The following is a 16393-nucleotide window of genomic DNA, read 5'->3' as shown; positions in this document are numbered from 1 at the left end:
GTGAGTTAGTCTGCCAGACGCACCGCGTGGTGGCCGAGCGGACCATTGCCGAGCCCGAAACCCGGCGCAGTCTTCAAGGCGCTGCGGACGAATTTGCGACCACTTTCGATCGCCTCGGATAACCTGTCGCCGAACGCCAACCGTGTGGCGATAGCGCTTGAAAGCGTACAACCGGTGCCGTGGGTGTGTTTCGTAACGATCCGCGCCGCCGACCAGACGGTGTCGTCTTGCCCGGGCTGGACCAGCCTGTCTTCGACCATGACACCATCGGCATCGCCGCCTTTTGCGAGGTAGGCGATCTTGCGGGTGGCCATTGCTTGCGTGCCGCCAAGAGCGGCCAGTTCGGCAACATTCGGCGTGGTCAGTGTGGCAAGCTCCATCAACCACTCGAAGATTTCAATCGTCGCGTCATCAGCCAGAGCCGATCCGCTGGTGGCGACCATTACCGGATCGAACACGATCGGGCAGGGCAGGTCTTCCAGCCGGTCGGCCACAACTTCTGCAATATCTGCACTTCCGAGCATCCCGATCTTGATCGCATCGACCCCGATATCCGCCATACAGGCATCCATTTGCGCCGCGACAAGCTCGGGCGACACCGTTTCGACTGCCTGAACACCGCGCGTATTCTGTGCGGTAACCGCAGTAACGGCGGTCATCGCATAGCCACCCAGCATGGTTATTGTCTTGATGTCCGCCTGGATTCCCGCGCCGCCAGAGCTGTCGGACCCGGCAATCGCCAGAATGCGGGGCGGTCGCGCGTTCATCCGGCGTATTTGCGTTCGGGCGAAGGGGGGAATTTCTCATGCAGCTTCTTGGCCCGGGTCGGGCGGTCCATCAGCTCGCCGCTGCAATTGGGGCAGCGATCATCGAGATCGTCGGCACATTCAGCGCAGAACGTGCATTCGAAACTGCATATAAAAGCGCCGGGTGCCTCTGCAGGCAAATCGTTGCCGCAACGTTCGCAATCCGGGCGCATCTTCAGCATCAGCTGGCGCTCCGCACCGCGTCGCAAATACGGTCGACCACCTGTTCGACCTGTTGCCCGTCATCACCTTCGGCCATGACCCGGATCAGCGGCTCTGTACCCGAAGCGCGGATGACCAGCCGGCCCTTGCCGATCAGTTCCTGCTCGGCATCGGCGATGCATGCCTTGACGCTCCCGTTTTCGAGCGGCGAGGTGCCGGCATATGCGACATTCTTGAGCAGCTGCGGGACCGTGTCGAACACATGGAGCAATTCGCTTGCCGGTTTGCCTGACCGGACCAAGCTGGCGAGCACGCGCATGGCTGCAGCGGTGCCGTCACCGGTTGTGCCGTGATCGAGCAGGATCATATGGCCGGATTGCTCGCCGCCGACATTGAATCCGCCGCTCTTCATCCGTTCAAGCACGTAGCGGTCACCGACTTTGGTTCGCTCCAGAGTCAGGCCGCGGCCTTTGAGATAACGTTCCAGGCCAAGGTTCGACATCACCGTTGCAACCACACCGCCGCCGCGCAGGTCGCCCCTGTCGGCCATCCGCCCTGCGATCAGCGCCATGATCTGGTCACCATCGACCTCTTCGCCCTTTTCATCGACCACGATCAGCCTGTCGGCATCGCCATCCAGTGCGATCCCGATATCAGCCCCTTCCTCGACCACTTTGGCTTTGACGGCGTCCAGCGAGGTCGATCCGACTTTGTCATTGATATTGGTGCCATTGGGCGAGACACCGATGGTGATCACCTCCGCGCCCAGCTCCCAGATCGCGGATGGCGCGACCTGATAGGCCGCACCGTTGGCGCAATCGACCACCACCTTGAGATCATCGAAGCGAATTTCGTCGCTCACCGACTGTTTTACCGCATGAATATAGCGTCCACGTGCATCTTCGATCCGGCGCGCCCGCCCGATATCGGCCGCCGCTACCAGTTCTGGTTGCTCTTCAATTAGCGCTTCGATCTGCGCTTCGGTCCCGTCGTCGAGCTTGAAGCCGTCAGGGCCGAACAGTTTGATTCCGTTGTCCTTGTAAGGATTGTGGCTGGCAGAAATCATCACGCCAAGATCCGCACGCATCTCACGTGTAAGCATAGCAATCGCGGGCGTCGGCAGCGGCCCTGTCATGATGACATCAACACCGACGCTGGTGAAACCGGCAACCAGAGCGCTTTCCATCATATAGCCGGACAAGCGTGTGTCTTTGCCGATTACGACGCGGTGGCGATGGTCGCCTCGGCGGAAATGATTGCCCGCTGCCTGCGCCACCCGCATCGCCATTGTCGCTGTCATTGCGCCTTTGTTGGTCTCGCCGCGAATGCCGTCGGTGCCAAAAAACTTGCGTCCCATTGAAGAAATACCGCCTTGAGTTTGTGCGCCACGAAGCCAGAGAGTTCGCGGATCGATTTGCCACGGGCTTCTGGCGCGATTAGGCGGCAAAGAAAAGGGGAGTTAAGCGATTTGACCGATCAGGGGACAGGGCCGGTAGAACTAGTCAGCATTCGGTTGCCGGTCTGGTGGACGTTCGGGGCGCTCATCGCCGGACTTTCCGCCGGGCTCCTGCTCGCCGACAGCGCAATCATGGCGACCCTGTTGCTGGTTTCCGAACCGGTGGGCACGCTGTGGCTGCGCGGGCTGCAGATGACGATCATTCCCTTGGTGGCCGCGCTGCTGGTTCTGGGAATTTCGCAAATGGCCCAGGCCGCGAAAGCGGGTGCCGTAGCGCGGCGCATGCTGATGCTGATATTCGGTGTCCTGATCCTGAGCGGGGTTGCCAGCGCAATCTTCATGCCGGTGCTGTTGGCGGCATTCCCGATCCCCGAAGCGGCATCGAGCATGTTGCTGACGCAGCAGGTCGATGCGCAGCAAGTCCCCGGCATCGGAGATTTCATCAAATCTCTGGTCGCGCCCAATCTGATAGCTGCGGCGGCGGAAACCGCGATGTTGCCGCTGACGCTGTTTTTTGCCCTGTTTGCAGTGGCCATCTCTCGATTGCCCGATGATCAGCGCAAGACGTTGACGGGATTCTTCCATGCCGTTGCAAACGCCATGTTGACGATCATCGGCTGGGTCTTGTGGCTCGCCCCGATTGGCGTGTTTGCGCTGGCACTTGGCGTCGCAGCACGTAGCGGAGGCGGCGCTTTCGCAACTTTGGCGCACTACATTCTGGTCGTATCGGCGATGGGAGCGCTGGTGCTGGTCGGGGCTTACCTGTTGGCGGTCATCGGTGGGCGAAGAAGCCCGGTGGCGTTTGCGAAAGCAATGGTTCCGGCACAGGCCGTGGCGGTCTCTACCCAGAGTTCGCTCGCCAGCCTCCCCGCCATGCTCGACAGCGCCAAGCGGCTTGGTTTGCGCGATGCGACGGCGGATTTTGTCTTGCCTTTGGCGGTTGCAATATTTCGCGCGACCAGCCCGGCGATGAACATGGCTGTGGCGATCTATGTGGCGCATCTTTCCGGGGTGGAGCTGACGGCGACGGCTCTCGCAGCAGGGATCGCGGTGGCCCTGATCATCAGCATCGGTTCTGTCAGCCTGCCCGGCTCGATCAGCTTTGTCGTATCGATCGGCCCGATTGCCTTGGCGATGGGCGTCCCGGTCGAGCCGCTCGCACTGCTTGTCGCGGTTGAAATGCTGCCGGACATCATGCGGACACTCGCCAATGTGACAATGAATGTGGCGGTCGCATCGACCGTTGACCGATCTACGGGCGATTAAAGCGGGTCTTCCCTGCAACGCATTGGCGCGTTGTGCATTGATGCAGTAAGACCCACGATATTTCGAAGACCCAAAAGGAGTTCCCATGGCTTTCGCACTTACCCCGCTCCCTTACGATGACACTGCACTGGCTCCGGCTGTTTCAGCTGAAACCCTGTCGTTTCACCATGGCAAGCATCATCAGGCTTATGTCGACAAGACGAATGCTGCGATCGACGGAACGGACCATGCCGACAAATCGCTTGAAGGAGTGATTGCAGCTGCACGTGGCAGCAACCAGGGCCTGTTCAACAACAGCGCCCAAAGCTGGAACCACGGTTTCTACTGGCATTCAATGGCAGCTGAAAGCACGTCTGCGTCGGATGAGTTGCAGACAATGATCGACGCTGCCTTTGGCTCGACCGATGAACTCATCAAGCAGCTGCAGGATCGCGGTGCCGGTCACTTTGCAAGCGGCTGGGTCTGGCTTGCGGAGAAGGATGGCAAACTTTCGATCGAAGAAACCCATGACGGCGACACGCTGGCCGACAGCGATTTCAACCCGCTGCTGACGATCGATGTTTGGGAACACGCCTATTACCTCGATCACCAGAATGCGCGTCCGGCGTATCTCAAGGCAGTCACGGAAACGAAGCTCAATTGGGCGTTCGCTTCAGAGAACCTCGCGCGCGGTACGACTTGGGCCTACTCGGCCTGATCGTTTGCACTGAAATTTGAAGGGCCCGCCCGCCATCCGGCGCGGCGGGCTTTTTCTCGTCTGTCACCCGTGCGTTGATTGCGCGCTGTCGTCATCCGCGCCGAGTGCCATAAGCTTGGTCGCGAACAGTGGCTCTCCGAATACGAAGCCAACCAGATTGGGCCTGCCGACGTGGTCGAAAAAGGCCGTCAGCATCAGCAGGATCGGAACCGAGAGCAGGGCACCAAACACGCCCCAGATCCACGAGAAATAGCTGAATGCGATCAGAATCATCACCGGGTTCATGGTGAAGCGAGCGCCAAGGATCGATGGCGTGACAATATTCGATTCCACTGTGTGCAACCCAAGATAAGCGGCAGCCGGGATCAGGCCGATCAACAGCGTGTCTGCTGTTCCGATGCCGAACAGCGTCAGCAGCGCCATCATCGCCAATGGGCCGATATACGGAATGAAATTGAGCAGGGCGGCCAGACCGCCCCACATCAGCGGCGCTTCCACGCCAAGCAGCCAGGCACCCAGTGCGACGATCACGCCGACGCCTAGGTTGATCCACGCAACAGTCAAAATATAGGCCGCAACCCGGTCCTGTACTTCGCGCATAACGCGCGCAGCCTTGATGCTGGTACCATAGGAGGCCCGATCAAACAGCAGATGCCGCCGGAGCCGTACGCGCGCTTCGATCATGAAGAATGCCATCAGGAACGTCAGCAGGATTTCCAGGATGACACTCGGTGTGGCGACCGCGAGTTGCTGGAAAACCGAAGGGCCCGCCAGAACGACCTGTTGGCCGCCGGACTGGCCCATCATCTCGGCAAATCGCTCGTTTGCCGCAGCCAGCCAGGCGAATTGCTCCTGCAGCTCTGCAAATCGCTGCCCGACTTGCTCTGCCATTTGCGGCAGTTCGTCGATCAGTGTCGCGGCCGGCTGCAAAATGACCGCGAAGGCAAACATTACGATCAGCAGGAAGAAAAGCAGCGCGAGTAACGATGCCACAACATTCGGCAGCCCCCAGCCAGAAAGCCTGTCAGCCAATGGTGAGAGCAGGATCGTCAGGATGATCGCCGTAGTCAGCGGCAGAAAGACTACCGATCCGATCGAGAGGACAAACGGCAAGGCGAGGAACAGGCCGAGGCCGATCAGCAGGACCAATGCTGAAATCAGCCGCAGTTCTTGCTCTGCGAAAGCCATTCGCCGACTTGGGCGGATCGGGCGTTCTGCTCGTTTCTTGTCGGGCGCGGTGCTCATGACAACGCAGTCTGCCGCTTGCCGTCAGATCCGGCAAGCCATCCCATAGGATTGACCGACCGTGTCAGCTTTTTGCCGCAACGCCATTGCCTGCGGCAACATCGTCCAGCTCTTGCAATATGGCCCGATGTGCCCCGGCGTCCTCAATCGAGCGTTGCGGTATGTCGCCATCCTCGAGCATGGAGGAAAGCGTAGCACGCGCGCGCCCGACCCGGCTCTTGATCGTCCCGATTGCACAGCCGCAAATCTCCGCTGCTTCCTCGTAAGAAAAGCCGCCAGCCCCGACGAGCAACAAGGCCTCGCGGCGTTCAGGCGGCAAGGTCAGCAAAGCGCGATGCATATCCGACAGGTGCAAGGGCTCCTCTTGACCGGCCGGAGCCGTCAGAATGCGTTCTGCAACGCCTTCATCATAATCGCCGCGAAACCGGTTCCGCCGCATGTCGGTAAGATAGGCATTGCGCAAGATCACAAAGGTCCATGCGCGCATACTAGTCCCGGGTTCGAACCGGGCCTGCGCGGCCCACGCCTTAAGCATGGTCTCCTGCACCAGATCGTCGGCCATGTCGGGCCGTCCGCAAAGACCACGCGCGAACGCGCGCAAATGCGGAATTACCTCTGTGAGTTCTCTCTTGAAGTCGGCTTTTTCAGCGGCCGTCCGCTCTGGATGGCTCATCAGGATTTGTCGTCCAGTTTGGACAACAGGTCCTTGAAGCTGTCAGGCAGTGGCTCGTCCACCACCGATTTGTACAGTTTCTGAAGACCATTGGCCCAATCGGGCCGCTGTTCCTGTGGCTTCGATACAGCTTTATCTGCATTCTGGCCGTTCTTTGGTTCCTGGTCAGGCTCCATAATCTGGGCCAATCCTCCGAAATTTGGTTTCGTCCCGTGACGGAACGATCGACTCATGCGATCCGTTGCTGTGGAACGATAGCGGGAATGTTTGGTTCCCTCCTGTGCAATGCAATATGTCTTGGCCGATTTTCAGGGCGGATTTAGGGTGTGAGTACGTGGTAGCAAAGGTCAAGCCGGGACGACGCGGGCGACGCTTGCTGATAGAGTATCCGCGAGCGGTGCCGATAGCATTGTTCCTGCTGGTGGCGGCGATCACTGCGCTCAGCGCCTACGCGATCGAATCAGGAGAACACGACCGGGAATCGGCCGAGCTGCGTGAACGGGCACAGGCAATTGCCTCTGCTGTCGAGCAGCGGGGGAACAGTTCGGCGGCATATTTGCGTGCAGGTGCCGCGCTGTTCAACGCAACAGACGAAGTCGATCCGCTGCTGTTCCAGAGCTTTGTGACGCAGTTGCAACTCGATTCCGATTTTCGCGGGGCCGAAGGAATTGGTTGGGCCAAACGCCTGCGACCGAGCGAAATCACGGCTTTCGAGCAACGCATTAACGCTTTCACGCCCGGCGAGTACTCAATCTATCCGCGTCCCACGCAGGACGATAGCCAGCTGGTGCCGGTCACTCTTCTGCATCCTGATAGCGACCGGAACAGGCGCGCGCTCGGCTTCGATATGTATTCAGAACCCACGCGGCGCGCGGCGATGGACGATGCCGAACGGAGCGCTCGCCCCACCGCTACGGGCAAGGTCGTCCTGGTGCAGGAAGGCGTTGGTTCAAGCCCGGGCTTCCTCATTTACATGCCGGTTTTTCAGGAAGGTCGCACGCCGCGCCGGCTAAAGGGATTCATTTACAGCCCGTTCAATGCGCAGGAATTCCTTTTTTCGGCGCTCGAGCTTGAAACACGGGGCGAGAAGGGGGTTCGCTTATACGACAAGGCGGTTTCGCCCGACCTCCTGCTGGCTGAAGTCAAACCCGAGGTGGAGACTGGCATCACTGTCAGCGAACCTGTCCGGATTGCTCAGCACGAGATGGTTCTGGTGGTCGAATCGGCGCGCGATTCTTCGCTCTCGACAATGTCGATGATAACGCTGCTGTTCGGTCTACTGGTCGCGAGCTTGTTGATGATGCTTGCCCGATTGCTGACCCAGCAGGCGCGCGAAGACCGTGCTGCGCTCGAATGGTTCGAAGAGCAAAGCTCGATCCGAAATTCGCTGACCCGTGAGTTGAACCACCGCGTAAAAAACACGTTGGCCAATGTCCTCTCGATTGTCGCGTTGACGCGCAGGCGCGCAACCACGCTCGATGCATTTGTCGAAAGCCTCGACGGGCGGATCAGAGCGCTCTCCGCAACCCATGATCTGCTGACCCATTCAGAGTGGGGAGCGACACCAATTCGCGATGTTGTGGCAACGGAACTGGCCCCATACGGAGATGGCTCGGGCGGCGTCGTGGAACTGTCCGGCCCGGATGTAGAGCTTGCGCCAAACGACGCGCTTTCGCTTGGTCTGGCAGTCCATGAACTCGCGACAAATGCCGCCAAATATGGTGGTCTGAGTCAGGCGGGCGGCAAAGTCAGCGTATCCTGGTCGCTTGTCGATCCCGAAACCGCCAGGCTCGTCTGGGTGGAAAGCGGCGGACCGCCCGTTGCCGCTGAGTCAGAGCGCACGAGGGGCTTCGGCACCGATCTGATTGAAAAGGTCGTGGCGCACGAGCTGCGCCATCCGGTCAAGCTGCAGTTCGCCAAGGAAGGCGTGCATTGTGAAATGCTGATCCCGGTTCGCCGGCCAAGCGATTTTGCTATTCGCGCGAAGAAGGCCTTGCACGCCGATCCGAAAAATTGAGCGCCGACTGACGGCACTCAACCTGATCAATCAAGCGGTCGGCTTGATCCAAAGAATAGCGCTTGGCTGATCGCGGCTCTTACGGTCGCTTCCTGAAACGGTTTCGTCACGAGGTAGGTCGGTTCGGGCCGGTCGCCGGTCAGCAGCCGTTCGGGATATGCGGTGATGAATATCACCGGGACAGAACCGAGCGCCAGAATATCGTCAACAGCGTCGAGGCCGGAAGAACCATCGGCCAGCTGGATATCAGCAAGGACGAGACCCGCTTTGGTTGTCTCGGCAACCTCGAGCGCCTGCGTCCGGGTCGCGGCGGTCCCGCTTATCTCATGGCCGAGTGACCGGACAAGATCCTCCAGCTGCATGGAAATGAGCGGCTCATCTTCGATGATCAGAACACTTGTCGAAGACTCGCGATCAATTTCTTCAACCGCTTCGCGAACAAGGCGTTCAACGTCATCGGTGGAGATCTCCATGATCTCTGCCGCCTCGCCTGCAGTGAAATTTTCAAGCGTAGTAAGCAGGAGTGCTTGCCGGTTTAAAGGCGTGACCTGCTTCAGCCTGCCCTGCGCTGCGGCCTCGTGCTGACTTTCACTGCTAGCGCTGCCGGTTTCCTGGTAAGCGCTGGCCCAAATCTTGTTGAACGCACGATACAAGGGCACCCGGCCATCAGAGAGCGAAGCTTTCAATCCTTCGTCTGCCAGAGCCGCCTCCAGCGTGGCGCGTACGAACGCATCACCGCTCGCCTGAGACCCGGTCAACGCCCGTGCGTAGCGACGCAGGTAAGGCAGATTGGAAGCGACTTGATCTCCGAGCGACATACATTTCATCCCGTAATTATGCGCATCGCAAACGCCTGCGCGCAGGTTAAGTTCCAAGCAATGGAGCGATCTACTTTGTTCATGGAGAATTTTCTCGTCGCATTGCAAGCGGCCGCGGGGTTATTACCCGCCTATCGCAGCCTGTACGTAGTTTTTAACTGTTTAAAAACAGGCGTATGAGGGAATTTTTGAAAAAACTTTCAACTTGGGGAACCACCTCAAAGGTTGGGCATTTTATCTGTATCACCGCCGAGACCCCCCTCCCGTCCAAGCGGCAGGTGATACGATCCCGAAGGCCTCCGGTCCCTATGACCGGAGGCCTTTTTTCTTGCACGGATTGTATTACGGGGGGTTCGTATCAATGGGCGGGGCTGACAGTGAGCATTATGGCCCGACTGTCAGATTTTGAGAGCGATCACTTGCGAAGGCCGGCGAGCAATCCGTGCGGCCGTTTCTTCGTCACAGCGCTGACCAGCTCTTCCGGCAAGTATGGTTTCGCCAAGACCTTGCCCATCTTCGCAATTTCAGGCGGGATGGCGTCAGGAGCACCGGTGGCGAACACGATTCTGGGCGCACGCGGTCCGAAAACACTGACCAGTTCAGCGACGGTCCAACCATCATCACGATCGGCAAGATGCACATCGAGAACGACCACGTCCGGGCTTTCCGATTTAAGCGCCAGGAGCGCTTCCTCGGTGGTCGAGACGAGCGTGACTTTGCTAGCTCCGGCATCCAGCAGCGTTTCTTCCGTGGCGAGCGCAACCAGCGCTTCATCCTCGACGACGAGGACTTTCCCGATTTTCGGTTTTCCCGCCATTGAGAGTTGCGCCTTGCATGGTCTTATTGGTCCATCAGTGTGAACGCTGCGAGCCGCAATCCGTTCCGTGACGAGCACGTATCTCAAGGGGAAGTCGCGGAATTAAAGCGTTTTGGCATAAATCGCATACTCGCGATTCACTGTGCTGCCGATGGCGTTCGCAATCGCGACCATTCCCTGGTTGTCATCAAGGATCCAGCCGATTTCCGCCCTCTTGGTGCCATATTTCTTGTGCGACGACTTGCGAATGTCGCTGATCATCATGAAGGCAAGTTGGCTGGCGAGACGCGAATTCTGGAGTTCTTTCAGCACGCCCATCAGAGGCACGCGCATGCCAGCGCCGACTGGATTGCGTAGCCATCTCAGGAGGTGAAACCAGCCAAACGGCAAGAGCTTCCCGTCAATTTTCCGCAGCGCGTCATTGATGTCAGGAAAGGTGAGCATGAACGCGACCGGCTTGCCGTCCAGCTCGGCGATGCGGTTGATCTCTGGCTTGATCAGCGGCTTGAGCTTTTTGCCTGCGTAAGCGATTTCGCGCTCGGTAAACGGGACAAAGCCCCAATTCCTCGACCAGGCATCGTTGAGGATGTGCAGCACGCTTTGCACCTCCTCGTCCCAGCGTTTGATATCGACCGGACGAATGATGATCCGATCATTGTGTTCACCCGATTTGACGATCCGCTGGATCAGTGGCGGGAAATCGTCGCTCACGTCCAGGTCGTAGGTCATCAAAGTCTTGGCACGAGCGTAGCCCTGGCCTTCAATCCAGGCCTGATAGTGGGCCGGATGATGTCCCATCATGATCATGGGTGGGTGGTCGTGACCATGAATCAGCAGTCCGGGTTCTTCCCAGATCGACATCGAGATCGGGCCGAGTGCCTTTGCCATCCCTTGTTCGCGCAGCCAGTCTTCCGCTCGTTCGAGCAACGCAGCGCCGACGGCCTCGTCTGCGGCATCGTAATAGCCGAACATGCCGGTCCCGGGCCCCATCCCTTGCTCCGGCGGAAGTTCGAGCGCCAATTCGTCAATATGAGCCGAGATCCGGCCGACCGGCTTGCCGTCACGATAGGCCAGAAACAATTGGACTCTGGCGTGGCCAAAGAAAGGGTTCTTTGCCGGATCGATCAGTTCGAGCAGTTCGCTGCGGATTTGCGGAACGCTATGCGGCGTGGCGGCAGCGAAGCTGCGGCCCAGGTCAACGAATGCTGCCCTTCCGGCCTTGTCGTTGACCGATTTGATGATTATCTGCTCGTCGCTCAAGCGCTTCGTCCTGTTCAGCCGGGATTTTGCCTTCTGCGTCTAACTGGACGCCTTAAGCAAGACAGTCGATAACTGTTGCCAACAGGACTTGTTTGTCCTCGCCGCATGATTTGCGGTAAAGCGCCCGAGAAACTTGGATAATGCCGATGGAACAGACTCTAGATCCAGCAATGTCACCGCGCGATCCGGCGGTCCGCGCAACGCGTGCCCAGTTCCTTTCGGCCGATGACAAGGATATGCTGCGCGCAGCGCGGGATCTGACCAAGGACATCGCGCAGGCCAAAGCCTCGATCTATTGGCCGGACATGTTGATCTCGGCGGCAGTTGGATATGCCGGGATCGCCGGTGCGATCCTGCTGGATAGCGTGCCCTTGGCGATTGCCTGCGGCCTCATCGCGTCGCTGGCGCTGTATCGTGCGCTCATGTTCATCCACGAGCTTACCCATATCCATCGCAACTCGCTGCCCCGTTTCCGGCTGGGCTGGAACCTGCTGGTCGGCATTCCAATGTTGACCCCGTCATTCGTTTACGAAGGTGTGCACACGATCCACCACAAGCGCACGCAATACGGCACTGTCGAAGATCCCGAATATCTGCCGCTTGCGCTGATGAAGCCGTGGAGCCTGCCGCTCTTTGTACTGGTTGCGCTTCTCGCGCCGGTCGCATTTATCGTACGGTTTGCCGTGCTTGTGCCGCTTGGCGCGCTAATTCCCCCGGTGCGCCGATTTGTCTGGCAGCGCTTTTCGTCGCTTTCGATCAATCCCGAATTCCGCCGGCGCCCGCCCGAGGGTGAAGTTAAGTCGCGTGTCTTCTGGCAGGAGCTTGGAGGCTTCATCTGGTCATGGGCGCTGATCGGGAGCGTGTTCGTATTCGGATGGAAGCCGCTGCTCGTCGCGATGGCGATCCTGTCATTGACGGCGGTCCTCAACCAGCTGCGCACTCTTGTTGCGCATCTGTGGGAGAACGAAGGCGAACCGATGACGGTCACGGCCCAGTTCCTCGATTCGGTAAATGTCCCTCCGCCTGGATTTGCAGCGGAAATCTGGGCGCCGGTCGGGCTGCGCTATCACGCGCTGCATCACCTGATGCCTTCGATGCCGTATCATTCGCTACCCGAGGCGCATCGCCGCCTGAAACGCGAATTGGGTATTGGTTCGACCTATGACGGAGCGAACCATCCCGGCATGCTGAATCTGGTCACTCGTATTGCCCGGAGCACAATGCGAGCGCGCTGACGGGCTCAACCTACAAAAAGTGGATCATTGCGCAGCGCCGTTCGCGCGGCATTCCGTGTGCGGCTTCCTGTTGCAATTCCGCCGCCAGACGCGGATGCGATTCCAGATCGCCAATTTCCACGAAACCCAGGCGTTCATAGAACGGCGCGTTCCACGGCACGTCTCGGAAAGTTGTCAGCGTTATGGCGCGAAAACCTGCGTTGCGGGCATCGATCTGGCTGGCCCGCAACAGACCCGCCCCGATGCCTTGCTGTTGAAAGCCCGGGTGGACATCAACCTCCCAGATATGCAGCTCGCGGCCGATCGGTTCGTTGACAAGAAAGCCTGCCATCTGACCGCCCATGTAAGCGACCAGGCAGTGCCCTTTCCGGATATAGCGCTGTAGCCGATCAACTGGCAATGTATGCTGGCCGGCGATGCCCTTCAGCCCTTGAATTTCGTCGAAAAGCGCGCCTGCTGCGGCTTCGATGGCTGGCATGTCTGCGGCATCATCGGGCCGCGCGAGGCGCAGCGACCAGTCGCTCATTCCTCGGTCCGGATCAGGACGGTTTCGCCGATCAGCAGGAATAGGAAAAAGGGTGACCATGCGGCGAGGAACGGCGGATATCCGCCAAAACTTCCCATCGCGAGTGCGGCGTTGTCGACCACGAAATAGGCAAAGCCCAGCGCCATGCCCAAGATCGCTCGCAACAGCAGTGCGCCGGACCTTGCAAGGCCGAAAGCCGCAACCGAACCGAGCAGTGGCATCAGGAATGCGGCGAGCGGACCGGAAATCTTGTGCCACCACTTTGCACGCAACTCGCTCGTCCGTCTGCCGGCGGCCTCATAGGCATCGATCGATTCCGACAATTCGAAAAATGACATCGCGTCGGCATCGACCTTGTCTAGCTCGATTTGCTCGATAGTCAGACCTTCGCCGACAACTATGTCATCGCTCTCGCGCGAAGCGGCTGTCGCGACATCGAACCCCTCGACGTTTTCCAGTCTCCATCCTGGTGCGGCAAAACGTGCTCGCTCCGCCTTGAGTTGTTCTGACAGCATCCCCTGCGGATCGCGGCGATACCAGGTGACACCTTCCATGCGCATCGCATCGCCGGAGCCAAGTAAACGCTTGGCCATCAGGATGTTGCTGCCATCTGTCAGGTAGACATTGCTTCGTTCGCCGGAATCCTGCGGGACAGGTCCGTAGTCGTTCCCTTCCCATGCCTTGAGCGTAGCGGTCGCGCGGGTCACGACACGCTCGTTGAAGGCGAAGCTGGCAGCCGAAACGAGTGCTGCTGTAAGCAGCAGCGGCGCCAGCACCTGATGGGCCGACAGACCCGCCGCTTTCATGGAAACCACTTCGCTGTTCTGGTTGAGAGTGACGAGCGTAATCAGCGTGGCGAGCAGAACCGAATACGGCATGAAGCTCTGAATCAGCTGCGGGATACGCAGACCGACATAGGTCAGGATTTCTTCCTGTCCGTTTCCCGGCACGGCAAGGATTTCCCCCGTCTTGCCCAAAAGGTCGAGCGCCATCAAAACCAGCACCAGCACCGCCAGCATCGCGACGATGCGCGAGACGAACATGCGCGCCATATAAAGCGTCAGTGTCCGCGAAGGAAAGAAATCGAGCTGCATATCCGCTAATCCGCCGGGGCCAGTTGCGGGCCCCTCTTCTTGCGGCCAAACAGTTTCCGCAGACGTTTGGACAGTTTGGCAAACCAGCTCTCAAGCGCGCCAATTGCTTGCCCGCCGGGCACGAATGCAACGCGCCAATACATCCACAGGATCAGCGCTGCGAAGATCAGGAATGGCCCCCATAGCGCAACGATCGGATCGACCCTTCCCAAAGCGGCGATATCCTCTCCGTACTGGTTCACCTTGTGATAGGCGACGACCAAGATCACAGAAACGAAAACCCCCAGCGCGCTGGTCGATCGCTTTGGCGGTATGGCCAAGGCAACGGCGAGCAGCGGCAGCATGATCATCATCACCACCTCGACAAGCCGATAGTTGAAACTGGCCTGACTGGCGGCACGCTTCTCTTGCGACTGTTCGCTTGACCAGCCGATCCGCAGCAGCTCCGGCAATATGTACTCGCGTTCTGCATCGCCGCGGTCGCGGAACTCCTCGATCCTTGGCAGGTCGATCGGCAAATCGTGGCGCGTGAAGCTCAGCACGCGCGGTGTCTGCTTCTCGCCGCCCGTATCCTGCACGATTGTCCCGTCGGTCAGCCGCAGGATGATAGTATCCGGGCTGTCGGCCGTGGCGAGGAAATTGCCTTCGCGGGCCGAGATGGACAGCACTTGCCCCTTCTCGTTGGCGACGCGGGCGAATATGCCCTTCAGCCGCCGTCCATCATCCTCGCTTTGTTCGATGCGCAGCGCCATGCGGTCGGCAAGGGTCGTGAATTCTCCGACTTTGATCGAAGCACCCAGTGCGCCGGAGCGCAGTTCATATTCCATTTGTTCGTAATAATAACGGCTCACTGGCTGGACATAGAAGACCAGCGCCACGTTGATTGCCATCAGAATAAGGGTGATGAAATAGGGAACGCGCAACAGCCGTCCGTAGCCCAGGCCCACCGCGCGCAGAACGTCCAGCTCGCTGGTGGTCGCCAGTTTACGGAAAGCGAGCAGTATTCCAAGCAACAGGCCAAGCGGTATGGCTAGGCTGGCATATTCAGGCACAAGCGCGCCCAGCATCTTGAACACAACCGCTACCGGACCGCCTTCGACAGCGACGAAATCGAACAGGCGGCGCATTTTGTCGACCAGCAGGAGCGTGGCGGCGATCGCGAAGACAGCACCCATCGGCATGAGGACAAGCCGCAGGATATACCGGTCGATGGCAGGAATAAAATTGAACAAGTGGCTGCGTTTCTACTGGCTGCTTGATGCTCCCTAGCGCGAAAATTAGCGCAGGTCATGCCTTAAGGCTGAAGACCGGCTCACCAGAACCGGCTGCCCGGAATGCCTTTGAACGGACCGGCTTCATACTGAGAGATCCAGCCTCCGTAGAATTGGCCCGGCTGCGGTGTGATCGTTTGCCCGTCCACCAGGCACCGGTCGAACGGCTCGGGATAGAATGCCAGATAATCGCGGATCGGTGTAAAGGCGGGAGTGGGCTCGGCATAGCTCCACGCGGCAGCCCGGAGCGTTTCTTCGCCGATCAAGACATCCCAGTACCGTGCCTGCCCTTTCCATTCGCACAGGCTTCGCCGGCTGTTAGGTCGGAGAGAGTCCATCGCGACGTCAGCCGGTGGAATATAATAGGTCGGTGGATGGCTCGTCTCCAGCGTGCGCCACGCACGGCTGGTGTCGAGCAATGTGATCCCGCGGTGGATGATTGCTATCCTGCGGTTCGAGGGTTCGCAGATTGCCGGGCGGGGATAGTTCCACACACTTTCCTGTCCGGGGCCCGCACGATCGGGTTGAGGATGATGTGGCTGGCGGCTCACGCCGAAATGCCCTTATGCTTTTTCAAGCGTGCATTGCAGCGGGTGTTGGTTCTGCTTGGCGAAGTCCATCACCTGGTTGACCTTCGTTTCGGCAACTTCGTACGGGAATATTCCGCAAACGCCGACGCCGCGCTGGTGCACATGGAGCATCACCCGTGTCGCTTCTTCCAGATCCATCTTGAAGAAGCGTTTCAGAACCATCACGACGAATTCCATCGGCGTGTAGTCGTCGTTGAGCAGCAGTACCTTGTACTGGCTTGGCTTCTTGGGCTTGGTCCGGGTTTTGGTCGCTATGCCGACTTGCCCATCTCCGTCCCCGGATCCATCCCCCTCTCCACCTTTGTCCGGCCCGCCAGGCTCCCCGTCGCCGGCAAGGATGATGTGCTCGTCGTCGAGGATATGGTCGGAAAGGTTAAGCATGGGATGCCCAATATCGTGAGGGTTTGGCGCAGCGCAAGGGGCAACAAGTCGCCGGGGATTGGTTGACCGCATGATAGCC

18 protein-coding genes are annotated in these 16393 nt (G+C 59.1%); 4 read left to right on the top strand and 14 right to left on the bottom strand.

Annotated features, from left to right (window positions below; translation table 11 throughout):
* Positions 1 to 5: 5 nt before the first annotated feature.
* From thiD to glmM, 3 genes are read right to left on the bottom strand one after another with little or no spacing between them, the layout of a single operon-like run.
* Positions 6 to 767 (bottom strand): bifunctional hydroxymethylpyrimidine kinase/phosphomethylpyrimidine kinase, encoded by a 762-nt coding sequence (gene thiD, locus E0502_RS04375; protein ID WP_137676713.1) that lies wholly within the window; start codon positions 765 to 767, stop codon positions 6 to 8.
* Positions 764 to 988 carry a DUF1272 domain-containing protein gene (locus E0502_RS04370; RefSeq protein WP_137676712.1) on the bottom strand — a complete coding sequence of 75 codons (225 nt, stop codon included), beginning with the start codon at positions 986 to 988 and terminating at the stop codon, positions 764 to 766. Before E0502_RS04370 ends, thiD begins: the two co-directional genes overlap by 4 nt.
* Positions 988 to 2325 carry a phosphoglucosamine mutase gene (gene glmM / locus E0502_RS04365; protein WP_137676711.1) on the bottom strand — a complete coding sequence of 446 codons (1338 nt, stop codon included), beginning with the start codon at positions 2323 to 2325 and terminating at the stop codon, positions 988 to 990. Before glmM ends, E0502_RS04370 begins: the two co-directional genes overlap by 1 nt.
* A 111-nt stretch (positions 2326 to 2436) precedes the next feature.
* Between glmM and E0502_RS04360 the strand changes: the two genes are divergently transcribed.
* Positions 2437 to 3690 carry a dicarboxylate/amino acid:cation symporter gene (locus E0502_RS04360; RefSeq protein WP_240048860.1) on the top strand — a complete coding sequence of 418 codons (1254 nt, stop codon included), beginning with the start codon at positions 2437 to 2439 and terminating at the stop codon, positions 3688 to 3690.
* 85 nt (positions 3691 to 3775) lie between these two features.
* Positions 3776 to 4387, top strand: coding sequence for a superoxide dismutase (locus E0502_RS04355; RefSeq protein WP_137676710.1), 612 nt, complete (start codon positions 3776 to 3778; stop codon positions 4385 to 4387).
* A gap of 63 nt (positions 4388 to 4450) precedes the next feature.
* Here the strand turns inward: E0502_RS04355 and E0502_RS04350 are convergent, their stop codons facing one another.
* The 3 genes from E0502_RS04350 to E0502_RS04340 form a co-directional block, all read right to left on the bottom strand.
* Positions 4451 to 5632 (bottom strand): AI-2E family transporter, encoded by a 1182-nt coding sequence (locus E0502_RS04350; RefSeq protein WP_137676709.1) that lies wholly within the window; start codon positions 5630 to 5632, stop codon positions 4451 to 4453.
* Positions 5633 to 5696: 64 nt separating this feature from the next.
* Positions 5697 to 6305, bottom strand: coding sequence for a sigma-70 family RNA polymerase sigma factor (locus tag E0502_RS04345; protein ID WP_137676708.1), 609 nt, complete (start codon positions 6303 to 6305; stop codon positions 5697 to 5699).
* Entirely contained in the window at positions 6305 to 6538 is a 234-nt protein-coding gene (locus E0502_RS04340) for a NepR family anti-sigma factor (protein ID WP_137676707.1), read from the bottom strand. Before E0502_RS04340 ends, E0502_RS04345 begins: the two co-directional genes overlap by 1 nt.
* A gap of 101 nt (positions 6539 to 6639) precedes the next feature.
* On the opposite strand from E0502_RS04340, the gene E0502_RS04335 reads away from it, so the two are divergent.
* Positions 6640 to 8322: a CHASE domain-containing protein gene (locus E0502_RS04335; RefSeq protein WP_240048859.1), complete on the top strand. Its 1683-nt coding sequence runs from the start codon at positions 6640 to 6642 to the stop codon at positions 8320 to 8322.
* Positions 8323 to 8348: 26 nt separating this feature from the next.
* Here the strand turns inward: E0502_RS04335 and E0502_RS04330 are convergent, their stop codons facing one another.
* The 3 genes from E0502_RS04330 to E0502_RS04320 form a co-directional block, all read right to left on the bottom strand.
* Positions 8349 to 9140: a response regulator gene (locus E0502_RS04330; RefSeq protein ID WP_137676705.1), complete on the bottom strand. Its 792-nt coding sequence runs from the start codon at positions 9138 to 9140 to the stop codon at positions 8349 to 8351.
* Positions 9141 to 9555: 415 nt separating this feature from the next.
* The gene (locus E0502_RS04325; RefSeq protein ID WP_137676704.1) at positions 9556 to 9957 is read right to left on the bottom strand and encodes a response regulator; all 402 of its coding nucleotides are present in this window, start codon (positions 9955 to 9957) and stop codon (positions 9556 to 9558) included.
* Positions 9958 to 10059: 102 nt separating this feature from the next.
* Positions 10060 to 11217: a GNAT family N-acetyltransferase gene (locus tag E0502_RS04320; RefSeq protein WP_137676703.1), complete on the bottom strand. Its 1158-nt coding sequence runs from the start codon at positions 11215 to 11217 to the stop codon at positions 10060 to 10062.
* 146 nt (positions 11218 to 11363) lie between these two features.
* Between E0502_RS04320 and E0502_RS04315 the strand changes: the two genes are divergently transcribed.
* Positions 11364 to 12452, top strand: coding sequence for a fatty acid desaturase family protein (locus E0502_RS04315; RefSeq protein ID WP_420813468.1), 1089 nt, complete (start codon positions 11364 to 11366; stop codon positions 12450 to 12452).
* A gap of 10 nt (positions 12453 to 12462) precedes the next feature.
* On the opposite strand, the gene E0502_RS04310 is transcribed toward E0502_RS04315, so the two are convergent.
* From E0502_RS04310 to clpS, 5 genes are all read right to left on the bottom strand, one after another.
* Positions 12463 to 12978 (bottom strand): GNAT family N-acetyltransferase, encoded by a 516-nt coding sequence (locus tag E0502_RS04310; RefSeq protein ID WP_137676701.1) that lies wholly within the window; start codon positions 12976 to 12978, stop codon positions 12463 to 12465.
* Positions 12975 to 14072, bottom strand: coding sequence for an LPS export ABC transporter permease LptG (gene lptG / locus E0502_RS04305; protein WP_137676700.1), 1098 nt, complete (start codon positions 14070 to 14072; stop codon positions 12975 to 12977). Before lptG ends, E0502_RS04310 begins: the two co-directional genes overlap by 4 nt.
* A 5-nt stretch (positions 14073 to 14077) precedes the next feature.
* Positions 14078 to 15253 carry an LptF/LptG family permease gene (locus E0502_RS04300; RefSeq protein WP_240048858.1) on the bottom strand — a complete coding sequence of 392 codons (1176 nt, stop codon included), beginning with the start codon at positions 15251 to 15253 and terminating at the stop codon, positions 14078 to 14080.
* Between the two features lie 131 nt (positions 15254 to 15384).
* Entirely contained in the window at positions 15385 to 15894 is a 510-nt protein-coding gene (locus E0502_RS04295) for a DUF427 domain-containing protein (protein WP_137676698.1), read from the bottom strand.
* 12 nt (positions 15895 to 15906) lie between these two features.
* Positions 15907 to 16314, bottom strand: coding sequence for an ATP-dependent Clp protease adapter ClpS (gene clpS / locus E0502_RS04290; protein ID WP_240048857.1), 408 nt, complete (start codon positions 16312 to 16314; stop codon positions 15907 to 15909).
* Positions 16315 to 16393: the final 79 nt, after the last annotated feature.

The sequence above is a fragment of the Parerythrobacter lutipelagi genome (genome assembly GCF_005434975.1).
Lineage (GTDB): Bacteria > Pseudomonadota > Alphaproteobacteria > Sphingomonadales > Sphingomonadaceae > Parerythrobacter_A > Parerythrobacter_A lutipelagi.
This window is presented reverse-complemented; position numbering and strand designations above follow the sequence as displayed.

Bases quoted from the DNA above. Each gene is read 5' to 3' on its own strand.
- E0502_RS04340 (WP_137676707.1), bottom strand. From the start codon at position 6,538: ATGAGTCGATCGTTCCGTCACGGGACGAAACCAAATTTCGGAGGATTG.
- thiD (WP_137676713.1), bottom strand. From the start codon at position 767: ATGAACGCGCGACCGCCCCGCATTCTGGCGATTGCCGGGTCCGACAGC.
- lptG (WP_137676700.1), bottom strand. From the start codon at position 14,072: ATGCAGCTCGATTTCTTTCCTTCGCGGACACTGACGCTTTATATGGCG.
- E0502_RS04370 (WP_137676712.1), bottom strand. From the start codon at position 988: ATGCTGAAGATGCGCCCGGATTGCGAACGTTGCGGCAACGATTTGCCT.
- E0502_RS04350 (WP_137676709.1), bottom strand. From the start codon at position 5,632: ATGAGCACCGCGCCCGACAAGAAACGAGCAGAACGCCCGATCCGCCCA.
- E0502_RS04310 (WP_137676701.1), bottom strand. From the start codon at position 12,978: ATGAGCGACTGGTCGCTGCGCCTCGCGCGGCCCGATGATGCCGCAGAC.
- clpS (WP_240048857.1), bottom strand. From the start codon at position 16,314: ATGCTTAACCTTTCCGACCATATCCTCGACGACGAGCACATCATCCTT.
- E0502_RS04355 (WP_137676710.1), top strand. From the start codon at position 3,776: ATGGCTTTCGCACTTACCCCGCTCCCTTACGATGACACTGCACTGGCT.
- E0502_RS04300 (WP_240048858.1), bottom strand. From the start codon at position 15,253: ATGCCGATGGGTGCTGTCTTCGCGATCGCCGCCACGCTCCTGCTGGTC.
- E0502_RS04345 (WP_137676708.1), bottom strand. From the start codon at position 6,305: ATGAGCCATCCAGAGCGGACGGCCGCTGAAAAAGCCGACTTCAAGAGA.
- glmM (WP_137676711.1), bottom strand. From the start codon at position 2,325: ATGGGACGCAAGTTTTTTGGCACCGACGGCATTCGCGGCGAGACCAAC.
- E0502_RS04325 (WP_137676704.1), bottom strand. From the start codon at position 9,957: ATGGCGGGAAAACCGAAAATCGGGAAAGTCCTCGTCGTCGAGGATGAA.
- E0502_RS04330 (WP_137676705.1), bottom strand. From the start codon at position 9,140: ATGTCGCTCGGAGATCAAGTCGCTTCCAATCTGCCTTACCTGCGTCGC.
- E0502_RS04315 (WP_420813468.1), top strand. From the start codon at position 11,364: ATGGAACAGACTCTAGATCCAGCAATGTCACCGCGCGATCCGGCGGTC.